Below are 13,958 nucleotides of genomic sequence, written 5' to 3'. Positions count from 1 at the left end.
AGATTTATAATTATATTTGGACCACATCAAGGCTCAGAGCTTTGTTCATGGTATTGATCTGATCTCGATAGGTCATTTTGTAGTGGCCAGCCAGTTTGTTGAGTTCAACCATCACCAATTGAGCATCGGCCCATTTTTCGGTGTGGAAGTAACACAGGAATAGGTGTTCTAAGCACCACTCATCGTGTGGTTCAAAAATCAACAATTGGCGAATATCCGGTTCAAGATCGGCATAGAGATGCAGATCGGCTTTCACTCGCACCCGAATGCTGACCACGTCGTAACTTTCCGGCTTGAGTAGCAGATAATGATCAAGTGCTTCGAGTGCTTCTTCTAAACGGCCATTTTGGTGTGCGGTGATCCCCGCTAAACGTACCAGCTCGATAGATGACACTTCGTTGTTCAAAGCGGCCGTGATCCACTGATCGGCTTTATCATTTTGGCCAAGGGCAAGGTATGAGCTGACAGCGGTGATGTAGGTTGAGGCTAATGACTGATCACAGGCAAAAGCTTGCTCGGCATATTGAGCCGCTAATTCAAATTTACTGTCTTGGTAATGTAGGCCAGCTAAATTTTGATATCCGCCGACAAAGTTGTCGTCGATTTCAATACTGCGTTGAAACTGCTCTGCGGCTAAATCGCTCTCGCCTTGGTAAAGGTAGTTAAAACCAAGGTGGCAATGAACCATCGGGTTGTTATCGTTGAGTGCCATAGACTCTTCTAACATCGCTTTTGCCATCTCGTAGTCGCCAAGCTGCTGATACACTAGGCCACATTTGCTCTTGAATTCATGTTCAGGAAGCAGTGATTTGTAGCGGTTGGTTACGATCATGGCTAATTGGCACATTTGTGCAGCCATTAAGGTTTCAAATAGAAATTGCAGTTGTTGCTCGGTAATGGAAAGTGGTTCAAATAGGTCACTCATGACCAAAGTAAAACTTTCATGCTCTAACCAGTCGAGCTGGTTTTTATCTTGTTCACGTCCCACTTGCGCAAATCGCGCACTTAAAAACATCAGACGGTCGTTCAATTGTGGTTCAACGTCTGCTTGGGCAGGGAGCGAAGGGATTTGGCTGTGGAGGTATTGGTATAGTTCTAGCCATTTAGTGCTGATCATGCATAAGGTCCTACTTAAATTTCAGCGCTAATATTGAGTATTCTGTTAATGGTCAAAAGGTTGTTTTTAACCCTAAAGTGGTAGATTTATTCCCTTTGGATGCAAACATGATTTTGATCAAGTCTGTGCTTGAGTAAAAACAAGCAACAAAAATTTGGGAAAGATATTTTTGACAATTTCCTTCGCTGTTTTAAAGAGAAGTGGAAATTCAGGGATTTGCTGTCGGCTGGAAGTATTTCGCTTAGCTATTTGACGCTTGAACCTGCAGGCACAAAATGCGATTGATAGAATTTTGGTGTCACTGCCAGCTTTCTTTTAAATTGACGCTGAAAATGAGCTTGATCGGAAAAACCAAGCTGCAAAGCGATATCTGAGATTGGTTGGCCGGATTTAAGCATCTGTTTGGCGCGTTTGATTTTTTCATCCATTAAATAAGCATGAGGAGGCAGGCCAAATTGGCTTTTGAATCCGCGCACTAATTGGTAACGACTCATGCCAGCGGTATCGGCCAGTGATTGCAGGTGGTGATTGTGATTCACTTGGTCGAGCAATTTTTCGCGCACATGTGCCAAGCATGGATGTGTTTGGTGAGAGGGGGGGATTTTCTCTTGGTGAGAGGAAAAACACCCTGCGATAAACTCAAATAAACAAACCTCAGCATGCAGGTGACTTGCTCCTAGCTGTAGAGCTTGAAATAGGGCATTGAACTGTTGTTGCAAGATGTCGCAACGCTCAAGATCATGAGTAAACGGTGTGTATAGCCCCGGTTGAGTAGGCAGGACTTCTTGTTGCACTTGGCCCATTTTTTCGGCGTCGACAAACAGCATGCGATAAGACCACGCACTATGACGAGTCTCAGCCGGTTCGGGATTACAAGAATGCACATCAAATGGATTGATGGTGACAAGATCACCTTGGCTTATGCGGTAGTGGTTATCACGGTTTTGGTAGTCAGCCACGCCGCTGTCAATGATGCCAAAAGAGAACTCATCATGAGAATGAGCTTGATAGCAGGCTGAACTTTGCTGGGCAACTCTCAGCTCAATCCAAGGTAGCAAGGTACTCTGATTAAAACTGACACTGTCATCTTTTTTCATCGTCCTTTACGATCCTTTTTGCATGTCCATATGATTTAGATCCAGATTGCGCCGACCGATACCGCCAATAGCACGGCCATCACGCGATTAAACAGCACGTAGCGTTGTGCATTATTTAGGTATTTTGCCAATAGTCGGCCAACGACCGCCCAGATCCCGACCCCTATTAGGCACAAAATTAACGAAACCGCAGTAAAGACTAACAGCGATAAATGTTCGTTTTCTTGCCCTATAACATAAAGGCTCACACCGGACATGGCAACTAACCACGCTTTAGGGTTGAGGATTTGTGTTAATGATCCCGTCCAAAAACCGGATTTTTTGGCATTTGATGATTCGATAGACGTGACGGGCGCAGTATAAATTTTATAGGCGAGATACAAGATAAATAGACTGCCAGTCAATTGCATGATGGTGGACAGTTTCGGGATCAAAGTGGCGACGGTTTGCATCATTCCGCCAGTTAAAAATACCACCATAGCGTAAGCAACAGAGGCTCCTATGACAAATTTAGCCGCAGCACGTTTACCGTGATTTATTGCCGTACTGGTGGCGAGGAGATTTACTGGGCCGGGCGTGGTTGAACCAACAAAAGCAAATACGATCATGGCAAAAATAAGACTATTCATTGTGCAATCCTCCGTGTGCAACGGGCAAGGTAGCAAGTCAGTACCGCGAGGTATTGAACGATATTGCAGCACCAGCGTTAGGATTAAGCACTTTGGCGATAATTTTATGGATTAAGGCTTATTTCTGCTACCTATCATCAGCCAAGTCCACCATTTTAAGCCTTCTATTTTGTAAAAAATCTGCTCAATATTAACGTGACCTATATCACCTTATGAATGAATCAGCTAGAATAGCGCCCACATCCAATATGACCTTTTTTAACAGTATCTCGAAAGTGAATTAAGAGCTTGTTATTAAAAGAAATTTACTTCGAGGGCACTGCTATCATAAGTACAAATAATATCACCATGCAATTTGGTGCTGAGCCGCTGTTTGAAAACATTTCAGCAAAGTTCGGTAACGGCAACCGTTACGGCCTAATTGGCGCGAACGGCTGTGGTAAGTCAACGTTCATGAAAATCCTTAGCGGCGCGTTAACGCCAAGCTCAGGTAACGTCTCCATTACTCCAGGACTAAAACTGGGTGTATTGAGCCAAGATCAGTTTGCTTTTGAACAACATAACGTTATTGATGTTGTGATCATGGGCGACCGTAAACTTTGGGAAGTGAAGCAAGAGCGTGAGCGCATCTATTCATTACCAGAGATGAGCGAAGAAGACGGCATGAAAGTGGCTGAGCTTGAAAGCGAGTTTGCCGAAATGGACGGTTATACCGCAGAAAGCCGCGCGGGTGATATTTTGCTACAAGCAGGTATTGAAGAAGAGTTTCATTTTGGCCTGATGCAGCAAGTTGCGCCTGGTTGGAAACTACGTGTGCTTTTGGCACAGGCGTTGTTCGCAAACCCGGATATTTTGCTACTCGACGAACCAACCAACAACTTGGATATTCATACCATCAACTGGTTGGCGGAAGAGTTGAACCAACGTAAGTGTACGATGATCATCATCTCGCACGACCGTCACTTCCTAAATTCTGTTTGTACGCACATGGCGGATATCGATTACGGCGAGCTACGTATTTACCCTGGTAACTATGAGTACTTCCTAGAAGCTTCGGGTTTGATTCGCGAGCAGCTATTGGCATCGAATGCGAAGAAGACGGCGGAAATTAACGAACTACAAGATTTCGTCAACCGTTTTGGTGCCAATGCATCGAAAGCGAAGCAAGCAAGCTCACGCGCTAAGAAAATGGACAAGATCCAATTAGACGAAGTGAAATCAAGCAGCCGTGTTAGCCCATCAATCGATTTTGGCGAAGGCAAAAAACTACACCGTCTAGCGCTTGAGCTACAAGATCTCGGCCACGCATTTGGTGAGGAGTTACTGTTTGAAAAAGGTAACTTGTTGCTGGAAGCGGGCACTCGCCTAGCGGTAATCGGCGAAAATGGTGTGGGTAAAACAACACTACTGCGCTGCCTAGTGAATGAACTAGAGCAAACTCAAGGTGTGGTGAAATGGTCTGAAAACGCATCGATCGGTTACTGTCCTCAAGACAGTACAGCTGATTTTGATAACGATCTGACTATCTTTGAGTGGATTTCACAATGGCGTACCGTGAAGCACAATGACTTGATGGTGCGCGGTATTTTGGGTCGCCTGCTATTTACTGCCGATGATGCCAACAAAAAAGCCAAAAACTGTTCTGGTGGTGAGAAGAACCGCCTACTATTTGGTAAACTGATGATGCAAGATATCAATGTGCTGGTAATGGATGAGCCAACCAACCACATGGATATGGAAGCGATTGAAGCACTAAATAGTGCATTAAAAGTTTATACAGGCACGTTGATTTTTGTGAGTCATGACCGAGAGTTTGTTTCATCACTCGCGACTTCTATCATTGATGTGAAAGAGAAAAAATTGGTGAGCTTCCAAGGTACGTTTGATGAGTACATGGCGCATCAGAAAAAAGTTCTCAGCGCTGCATAATTAACTGCAATCAGCCAGACAATAGCGAATAAATGCCGATCGAAATCAAGATAAGATGTGGTTATTCGCTGTTACTCATTAATCTATACCCTTAGAAAGGTATGGTGGTGCGCCGAAAAGTGCATTATTTATAATAAGGAGCCGTTCATGAGCCATGAATTTATGACCGACGAAGAACGTATTGAATTACAGCAGAATAACCCACTGCACGGCCTTAAATTAGAAGACATGCTGCAACAGCTTGTTGACCATTACGGTTGGGTCATTCTTGATACGGCAATGCGTATGAACTGCTTCAATACGAAACCAAGTATTGCTAGCAGTGTTAAATACCTGAAAAAGACCGAGTGGGCTCGTGAGCGCGTAGAAAACTTTTATCTATACCGCTTTAAACGCATGCCAAAAGCATCGGAATATGAATACAACTTGCCACCACGTTCACGCACTTTTCCACATGGTTTAGAGCCACGTGAGCCGATGGAGCTAACGGTAGAGTCGATTTTAGCGTCGCAAGCAAAAGCGGCTTCAGCGCATAAAGAACGCGCATCAAGACAGCGTGCCGATCGTTCGCGTTTCCATCATCGCCGTTAGTCTTCACTCTATGCCAAGCTTACTGAGCGGTGCATAATTATTGAGGCCACATTCTGTTTTGTGTGCTCGTTCTAAAAGCCAAACCTGATCGTTTGGCTTTTTTATTACCGCGATATTGCTGTTAACGCTTTCTATTTTAAGTTATTCACTGTTTAGAAGAACGGCGCTTTAATGCAGGAAGGAGAAAGGGCTTTTTTACGGTATTTTTCTGCATGTTTTACCTGTTTTTTGCCTAGTTTTTCTACTGATTTATCTTGTTTAACATCCACTTGCTCACGTGAATAGTTACTCTGTGTTGCAGGTTTTTCTCATCTGATGATTTTATAAAAATCGACCTTGTCCCACCATTAATTCACCCTTTAAGAACTCAGTTTCATTTGTTAATTATCACTGAGAGAGAATAATTAGCGCTTAATCTGCCCTTAATTCTTATCTAATAAGAATGGTGGTCGTTTGCGCTCTAGTAATGTAATCCATCAACAGGCAACCTGAATATTAGAGCTATAGCTCACACTATGGAGCTGAGACTCAGCGGATGAGAAAAAGGAATAAAGAGGTTATATGAATCAGGTTATATCTGTCGGTCCACAGGAGTCGTTTTTAGTCGCGATTTTCGTACTGTTTTTAGGCCAGTTTATTAATGCAAAATTTCCGCTTCTAAAGAAATTCAACATTCCTGAACCTATCGTTGGTGGCTTAATCGTCGCTTGTGCGATCACCACCATGCACTTCCAAGGTATTGACCTAGTTTTTGATTTACCGCTGCAAAACACCTTTATGCTGATGTTCTTCGCAACGGTAGGTTTAGCGGCGAATTACACCCAGTTAGTGAAAGGCGGCGCAAAAGTGTTCCTCTTTCTGGCCGTCGCCTCGGTTTACATACTGATCCAAAATGCAGTGGGTGTTTCATTAGCCAGCATGTTGGGCTTAGATCCATTGATGGGTCTTATCGCGGGTTCAATCACACTTTCAGGCGGCCATGGCACTGGCGCGGCGTGGTCGCAAACTTTCCAAGATGTTTATGGTTTGGATAACGTGCTTGAGATTGCGATGGCATCAGCAACATTTGGCTTGGTGATGGGGGGCATTATTGGTAGCCCAGTAGCTCAACGATTGATTGAAAAACGTAAGTTAGAGTCTGACTACGGTCACACCAATCAGACGCACCAAGAGTTCCCTGAACTGGTGACCTACAATGAGCACGAAGAAGATCGCGTTACAGCCAAAAAAGTGGTGGAAAGCCTAGCGCTAATCTTGTTCTGTGTCACGGGTGCTGGATATGTGGAAGAGTGGGTAAGCTCGTTTGGTATCAAATGGTTAATGATCCCAGATTTTGTTTATGCATTGTTCATTGGTGTGGTGATCACTAACATTCTTGAAGTGACTAAAGTTCGTAAATTGGATTTAGAAACGGTGGACATTCTAGGTACGGTATCATTGTCTCTATTCCTAGCGATGGCATTGATGAGCCTAAAACTATGGAATATCTTCGATTTGGCGATTCCATTCTTAATTATTCTCGGTGTGCAGTCGATGATTTTGGCGGTGTTTGCTTACTACGTTACGTTCCGCGTGATGGGCAGCAACTATGACGCCGCCGTTATCGCCAGCGGACATTGTGGCTTTGGTTTAGGCGCAACCCCAACCGCAGTAATGAATATGGGCTCGATTGTTAGCCGCCATGGTCCATCACCACAAGCCTTTATGGTTGTACCAATTGTGGGTGCGTTCTTCATCGATATTGTGAACTTAATGATTCTGCAAGGCTGTATCGCCTTCATCAAGTAATGCTCATTGAGTCGAGTTGAACCTGTATCACCAATTGCGATTCACGATACCAAGCCAGTCACGTTGACTGGCTTTTTTGTGTCTGGAATTTGCTTATATGTACCATGGAGAGGTGGCAATTCCTCTAACCAATATCAGCGATTTTTGTGCATAAATGAACCAAGTGCACAGAAATGAACTTATAAGCATATCAATAGCTACTCACAGCTAAACTTCAACTAAACTAAATCATTAGCAATGGATGCTAACTTATTAAAATTAATGTTGTTTATTGCCGCGGTTTTATCGCTAAAGATCCACAGCACCATTTATTAATTGTTTATGGAGAAACAATGAAGAAGTCATTTGGTCAGTTTCAATACATCCCTATTGTGGCACTTGCGATCTCTATGGTCGTAGGTGGCTATTTCTATAATCGAACATTAGATGAGTGGTTAACTAAGATTGTTAGCGGCTATATGTTTGGGTTGATTGAGGATGTCTCTTTTGAAATGCAAAAGAATCAATTGGATCTCTATGATATGGAAGCGACGGAGATAGATCAGTTCCTCAGTGCGATTCCCCAAGCAAATTTCGGGCGTAGATTTACCATTGTGCATAGCTCGGGAAAAGTGCTCGGTGATTCACAATTGACGGAACATGAAGTCTCGCTGATGGACGATCATAGTGGACGAGATGAGATTATTTCTGCATTAGCTGGCGATCCGGGTATCGCTAAACGTTACAGCCCAACGCTGAATCAAGAGCTACTCTACGTAGCCAAAAAACTCAAAATGCAAGAAGATGAGCATGGTCATGATTCGACTTATGTCCTGCGCCTTGCTATGCCGATGACCACGCTTTACGCCATGGCTCATGATCTGGAGTTAATTGTCTTTGCCTTGCTTGGTTGTTCGTTAATCGTTCTCATCTCTTCGTCATGGTACAGCAATCGAAAAATCTTCTATGTGGTCAATAAAGAACGAGATAAGCAAGAAGAACGAATTCGCAAAAGTACCCAAGAGATCGAATTATTGCATCGCCTAGCCAATATGCTGGCGGCGTGTAACAACATTGCTGAAGCTCAGAGTGTTGTCGCAGACATCGTACCGCGTATTTTGGGTAACATTAATGGCTGTGTCTCCATTATGCGTGAATCGCGCAACCAACTAGAGGTTAAACTCGATTGGGGCGGAGAATGGCCGGCAAACAAAATGTATGCACCATCAGATTGTTGGGCACTGCGCAAAGGTAAGCATCATCTATCACAAGATGAACATCATAACTTGCCTTGTACTCACATGGGGGAATGTTCGGGGCAGGGGCTAACGCTATGTGTGCCTTTGACCGCTCATGGCAACACTGTCGGGATGTTTCACCTCTATTTTGACCAGCAAAATGAATCAATCGACGAAGAAACCAAGCAACTTGCTTTTACCATTGCTGAGCATTTAGGTTTAGCTTTGGCCAACTTAAGCCTGCAAGAGAAACTGCGCTCCCAAGCGTTAAGTGACCCATTAACAGGCTTGTATAATCGTCGCTATTTTGAAGAAGCGATTGAAAGTGAGTGGTCAAAATCGGGTCAAACTCAAGTGCCACTTTCTCTATTGATGCTCGACTTAGACCATTTCAAACGCTTCAATGATAACTTCGGCCATGATGCTGGGGATTATGTTTTAAAAGAAGTGTCGAATTTACTCAAACGCACCATTGGTGAAGAGCATGTTGCTTGCCGTTTAGGTGGGGAAGAATTGGCGGTGTTGAGTCCAAATTGCGACGCCAAACAAGCGATGGTTTTGGCCAATGGGATTGTAGAAGCGGTGCGAGAACTGCATCTTGATATGAAAGGATTATCGCTAGGTCAACTTGGGGTTTCGATAGGAGTCACCACTTATCCTGATTTGAATGCATCAACACAAGACTTGATCAAAGCAGCGGATACCGCGCTCTATCAAGCTAAAGATAATGGACGCAGCCAAGCGATCCATACCAACAAACAAGATAGCGTGAGTAAAACTCAAGTTGCGCAGCCAGTGAAAGCGGAAGTCGTGATCAAGAAGGAGCAATCTCTTTCGGCTTAAACTGAATTCATGGGTGAGGCGGGCTTTGTGTGAATTGCTTTATCCTAACTTTATCAATGAGGCCGTTTAGGTGAGTAAAGAAGGCGGCTGCGATAATAAATTATGGCGCAGCCGTGCACCTAATCCCGAAAGCAGGATATACTGGCAAGGTATCTATGATTAAAAGGCTACCTATGAGCGATTCATCTTCTGTAACTGTACCGCGTGACCCAATGGCACGTTTTGATGCGTTTTTTAAAGCGATTGTTGACAGCAAAAAAATCTGGCTATTGATTGATGAGCACGGCAGTGTGCTGCTGAACACGGATGATGAAGAGTGTGTGCCAGTATGGCCATCTGAAGAGCATGCGTTGCAATGGGCAACCGATGAGTGGGAAGGCTTTACGGCAGAGCCAATCTCTTTAGCGAAATGGAAAAGTCGCTGGACACGTGGTCTAGAACAAGATGACCTTTCGCTGGTGGTATTCCCTGACGCAGAAGGTGAAGGTCTGGTACTTTACCCAGATGAGTTTGAATTCGAAATGATCAAACGTGAACGCCGCTAAGTAGGCAAGTCACGCGATCCATCTATTCCGTTAGCAGTGCTAAATCAATTTGAGCATTGCTAGCGTTTTATCGGCCAAAGCCTCCTTGCTAGGCGAGTTGCCCACCACGTCTAATCAGTTACTGACCTTATTCCTCCTTTATTGAGATTGGCTGCAGTTCTTTTATGGCTCGCGATTTAGTTCAGCCAGTAAGTTCAATCACGATGTTCTTTTGAATCTCTCCCCGCATTTGCTAGAATGCCGCCCTTCGCAGGCTCTACTGTGCCTGAAAATGTAAGATCAGAGACGCATAACATGAATAACACCCACACCATCATTGGATTAATCAACCCGAAAAGTCCTGAAAACGTCGGCGCAGTAATGAGAGCGGCTGGCTGTTATCAAGCGAATGCGGTGACCTATACGGGTGAACGCTACGATCGTGCGGTGAAGTTTGCGACTGACACCAAGAGTATGATTCAGAGTATTCCATTGACGGGTGCTGATTGTGTGCTTGATGGCTTACCTGCTGATGTGAAAATCGTCTGCGTAGAGTTGGCAGAAGGCGCGACGCCACTGCCTTATTTTCAGCATCCTGATAAAGCAATTTATGTCTTTGGCCCTGAAGATGGTTCTATTCCACAGCATGTTGCCGATAAAGCGGATCATGTGGTTTATGTACCAACCATCGGTTGTATGAACTTAGCGGCCTCTGTCAATGTGTTACTGTATGACCGACTGGCTAAATCTGAAAATATGATCCAAGGTGATGATTTGATTCGCCGCAGTCGTGATAACAAAAATAAGCTTATTATTAAATCAACCAGTGATGTTGCATAACTGACTGACCTGCAAGATGTATTGAAAGTTCTGCTTAGGCGCTTTATTGCTTATATTGTGCGCAATCGCTTTGACAAAGGTGGGCATTGAGCCTGAAATGAGGCAAGCTGTATCGCTATGGAGCGTTAAATTCTCCATTCATTGCCTCATATAAACGTAAAAGTTAATGCCGATGCATGCGCGAGCGCGTAAACTTAAGCTTATAATAGAATCAGTTAGAGCAGGAGAATCAGTAATGACTCATAAAACTAAAACAATGGAAGTCCCTGTAGCGATTGCCGACAGGGTGCAAGCGCTGATTGATGCTCATGTAGCTAAAGAAAAGTTCAATTCTGAACGTAAAGCGGTAGTAAACAACTTATTGGCGATGGATAAACTGAGTTGTGAAATGGCGGTGTACAGTTTTCCGCAAAGCGAACTGCTCGATACACTGCGCTTTGTTTATGAACTGTCAGGTACTAACAGCCGTTTTGTGAAAAATATTCTTACTCAATCGAGAGAGAATCCAAATAAGGTTCTTTCTGATGCACAGCGTTCATCAGCGAAAAGTCTGCTGTTTAACCTGATCAATGAGCCTTCGGTTGTGTCTGCGATGAAAGAGATCGAATAATTAGACCGGTAATATGAGTGATCGCTTTGGTTTGCCTTCTATCCTCATAAATCGAACACAAGTAAAAACGCAGAGTCTCAATCAGAGCTCTGCGTTTTTGTTTTTATCCCAGCGAACTTATCTTAACTAACTCTTTATCTATCGCGTGCTCATAAGCGGATCGGGTTATCGTGTCAGTGCTGCATCAACGGTAGACGACATCCTCAGGATAGCCATAGTAGTCATCTTCTTCGTCGCTTGATTCTGACGCAAAAGCCGCGTAGTCCACCTGAGTATCACGGTTATAAGCGATCACTTTGATGGCTTCATTATTCCAAAACGCATACTCTTCAATCCTTGTCACAGAGGCTGGGATCTCTAATTCAAGCAGCTTATTGTCGGTAAAGGCTGCATGGCCGATTAATTTGAGCGAATCAGGCAAGGTCACCTTAGTTAACTTGCTTCTGCGAAAGGCATCGGAGCCGATAGCCTCAACCGCGACATCATTAAACTGATTCGGAATTACAATCTCGGTATAACGGGCAAAGTACTCCAAAATAGTGCCCGTTTCTGCCTCAAAATTAACGTCTTTCAGGGTTAACGTATGAGGCGAGGTAAGTTGATGCTGAGAAAATGGCGTCGCATCGAGTAAGTGTTCTGGAAAAGCGTTAGGGGCAATCGAAACCGTCGGGCTGTGTATTGCGATACTGGTTAATGGGTTGAAGTCAAAGGCATCTTTAGCGATAACTTGCTGGATACATGAGTTAGGGCGTTTTCGGCTAAGGCCCGCTCGCCAATAAAGGTGAGAGAATCAGGCAAAGTGATACTGGCGATCTGATTGACGGAAAAAGCGTAGTCGTGGATTTCTTGTAATGAGTCAGAAAGTGTCACCTTGGTGAGTTCATTATCGAAGAAGGCAAAACGACCAATGCTGGTGACAGAGTTTGGCACGACCAATTCGTCTAGGTTGTTACCATCAAAAGCATGTTCACCAATGCTCTCGAGTGACTGAGATAGCGTCACTTTTTCAAGTTCATTATCATTGAAGGCATATTCGCCAATTTGAGTGACGGAGTCTGGAATTGTTATTTTCGTCAACTGGTTTTCTTCGAACGCCATTTCTCCAATCGTGACTAAATTATTTGACAGAGTCACACTGGTTAAGGCGTTTTCAGCAAAAGCCCGATACTCAATCGAGGTGACGGAGTCAGGGATGGTGACATGTGCCAGCGAATTTTCAATAAAGGCACTATTACCAATGGTGACAATGCCTTGAGGTAAGATCACGCTGGTTAAGCCATTTTCAGCGAAGGCGCGATACCCGATCTCTTTCACTGAGTTGGGAATATCGACATGAGTGATTTGATTATTGGCAAAGGCGTCACGTTCGATGGATTCTACTTGATGAGGGATCTCTATTTCACTCAGCGCATTATGTTCAAAGGCGCCGTTGCCAATCAAGGTTAATGAGTGAGGGAGTACTACTCGTGTTAAGTGGCAGTGGCGAAAGGCGCAATACTCGATTTCTGTTACGCGCATACCATCAAAATTGTCGGGAATAATGATATTGGTGTAACTGGAATAGTATTGGAGGATGCGGCCTGTCTCTGGATTAAAATCGACATCGATTGATGTTAGCGTATGCTCCTGCTCTAAAGCGGATGCAGAAAAAGGTGTTGAGTCCAGCAGATCACCATCGAATGCATTGTGACCAATCGTTAATACCGAGCCAGGTAGCGAAATCGCGCTGAGTTGGTTGTCGGCAAAAGCGCCTTTATTGATGCGAATCACCGAATTTGGAATCGCCACATCAGTTAATTGATTATTAGAGAAAGCTCTTTCTCCAATCGAGGTGACGGAATTTGGAATGGTGACCTGACGAAGCTCATTGCCCATGAACACACCTTCCTCAATAGTGCTTAGAGCGTTAGGCAACGTTACACTGGTCAGTTCATTATTGAGAAACGCATATTCACCGATATAAGTGATTGAATCAGCGATAGTGACATGGGTTAAGTCACAGCGGCTAAACGCTTCTTCATCAATGGCGATGACAGGAATATGATTGAATGTTTCAGGAATAATAATCTCGGTGTAGCTTGCCGTGTATTCGGTAATCATTCCCGAGCTCTGGTCAAATTCAACGTCTGCTAATGTCAGTGTGTGAGCTTGGCGGTTGGAACTATTCATGACTTCCTCTTGATTCTGGGAAAAGGCTCAGGCGTATTTGAGAGAGCCTGACGATAGTATTCAGTGACTTTGTATCCATAAGAGTTGAGCAGTATGCCAAGTACTAAGAAGTTCTTTGCTTGGCTATGCTACCTTCGAGTGTGGCGTATCCCGTTTGGCGGGCGAAATTAAACAAACAGCGCTTTTACTTGTTGGTAGAGAAACGCCCATCGGCTTAGTACGCTCGAATCCATTGAGACATAGTAACCATGATCGCCAACCTCAATGTAATCGACGCTGCCATCGTAGACAAACCATGCGTTGCCACTCGGATACTCGACAGATTTATAAGTAAATCGATCAAATCTCAATCTTTCTTCAAGGTATCCGAGCTCACTCTTAAAACGACACGACACAGTCGAAGAGAGTTTTGTGCCATCGATCAATTCTTGAATCTTGATCTTAACGTCTCGGGTTTGAAAGCGTTCACCATAGCTGTAAGCGATGTCGAGTGAATTATATTGCCCTCTGTAGCTGATTCCATCCATCTCTTCTCTATCTGGGTTTTCCAGAGCTAGCGCATACTCAAAATCATCGAAGATCTGCGTTTTATTGTCGATATATA

12 protein-coding genes and 1 pseudogene are annotated in these 13,958 nt (G+C 44.1%); 7 read left to right on the top strand and 6 right to left on the bottom strand.

Translation table 11 applies throughout. From position 1 onward, the window contains the following. Nucleotides 1-10: 10 nt before the first annotated feature. From RH85_RS08665 to RH85_RS08655, 3 genes are all read right to left on the bottom strand, one after another. On the bottom strand, nt 11-1,117 hold the full coding sequence (locus RH85_RS08665) for a tetratricopeptide repeat protein (protein WP_006711846.1): 1,107 nt from the start codon (nt 1,115-1,117) through the stop codon (nt 11-13). 245 nt (nt 1,118-1,362) lie between these two features. Next, nucleotides 1,363-2,214 carry an AraC family transcriptional regulator gene (locus tag RH85_RS08660; RefSeq protein WP_006711845.1) on the bottom strand — a complete coding sequence of 284 codons (852 nt, stop codon included), beginning with the start codon at nt 2,212-2,214 and terminating at the stop codon, nt 1,363-1,365. Nucleotides 2,215-2,249: 35 nt separating this feature from the next. Next, complete coding sequence (locus tag RH85_RS08655; protein ID WP_006711844.1) at nt 2,250-2,843, bottom strand: LysE family translocator; 594 nt, start codon at nt 2,841-2,843, stop codon at nt 2,250-2,252. A gap of 324 nt (nt 2,844-3,167) precedes the next feature. Between RH85_RS08655 and RH85_RS08650 the strand changes: the two genes are divergently transcribed. The 7 genes from RH85_RS08650 to RH85_RS08620 all read left to right on the top strand — a co-directional run bounded on the left by RH85_RS08650 (nt 3,168) and on the right by RH85_RS08620 (nt 11,185). Further along, nucleotides 3,168-4,772, top strand: a complete 1,605-nt coding sequence (locus tag RH85_RS08650) for an ABC-F family ATPase (protein ID WP_083824857.1) — start codon at nt 3,168-3,170, stop codon at nt 4,770-4,772. Nucleotides 4,773-4,934: 162 nt separating this feature from the next. Then, nucleotides 4,935-5,363, top strand: coding sequence for a VF530 family protein (locus RH85_RS08645; RefSeq protein ID WP_038219336.1), 429 nt, complete (start codon nt 4,935-4,937; stop codon nt 5,361-5,363). Between the two features lie 561 nt (nt 5,364-5,924). Further along, nucleotides 5,925-7,151 (top strand): sodium/glutamate symporter, encoded by a 1,227-nt coding sequence (gene gltS / locus RH85_RS08640; protein WP_006711842.1) that lies wholly within the window; start codon nt 5,925-5,927, stop codon nt 7,149-7,151. 332 nt (nt 7,152-7,483) lie between these two features. Further along, a complete protein-coding gene (locus RH85_RS08635) occupies nt 7,484-9,211 on the top strand; it encodes a sensor domain-containing diguanylate cyclase (protein ID WP_006711841.1) in 1,728 nt (575 codons plus the stop codon). 173 nt (nt 9,212-9,384) lie between these two features. Beyond that, nucleotides 9,385-9,756: a DUF2750 domain-containing protein gene (locus tag RH85_RS08630; RefSeq protein ID WP_006711840.1), complete on the top strand. Its 372-nt coding sequence runs from the start codon at nt 9,385-9,387 to the stop codon at nt 9,754-9,756. Between the two features lie 294 nt (nt 9,757-10,050). After that, a complete protein-coding gene (locus RH85_RS08625; protein ID WP_006711839.1) occupies nt 10,051-10,575 on the top strand; it encodes an RNA methyltransferase in 525 nt (174 codons plus the stop codon). Nucleotides 10,576-10,810: 235 nt separating this feature from the next. After that, complete coding sequence (locus tag RH85_RS08620; RefSeq protein ID WP_006711838.1) at nt 10,811-11,185, top strand: hypothetical protein; 375 nt, start codon at nt 10,811-10,813, stop codon at nt 11,183-11,185. A gap of 184 nt (nt 11,186-11,369) precedes the next feature. On the opposite strand, the gene RH85_RS23440 is transcribed toward RH85_RS08620, so the two are convergent. The 3 genes and pseudogenes from RH85_RS23440 to RH85_RS08610 form a co-directional block, all read right to left on the bottom strand. After that, the gene (locus RH85_RS23440) at nt 11,370-11,720 is read right to left on the bottom strand and encodes a leucine-rich repeat domain-containing protein (protein ID WP_006711837.1); all 351 of its coding nucleotides are present in this window, start codon (nt 11,718-11,720) and stop codon (nt 11,370-11,372) included. 155 nt (nt 11,721-11,875) lie between these two features. Continuing rightward, a complete protein-coding gene (locus RH85_RS08615) occupies nt 11,876-13,354 on the bottom strand; it encodes a leucine-rich repeat domain-containing protein (protein ID WP_006711836.1) in 1,479 nt (492 codons plus the stop codon). Between the two features lie 167 nt (nt 13,355-13,521). Then, nucleotides 13,522-13,958: pseudogene (locus RH85_RS08610) on the bottom strand (hypothetical protein); the annotation flags it as partial.

Source organism: Vibrio ichthyoenteri ATCC 700023, from assembly GCF_000222605.1.
Taxonomy (GTDB): Bacteria; Pseudomonadota; Gammaproteobacteria; order Enterobacterales; family Vibrionaceae; genus Vibrio; species Vibrio ichthyoenteri.
This window is presented reverse-complemented; position numbering and strand designations above follow the sequence as displayed.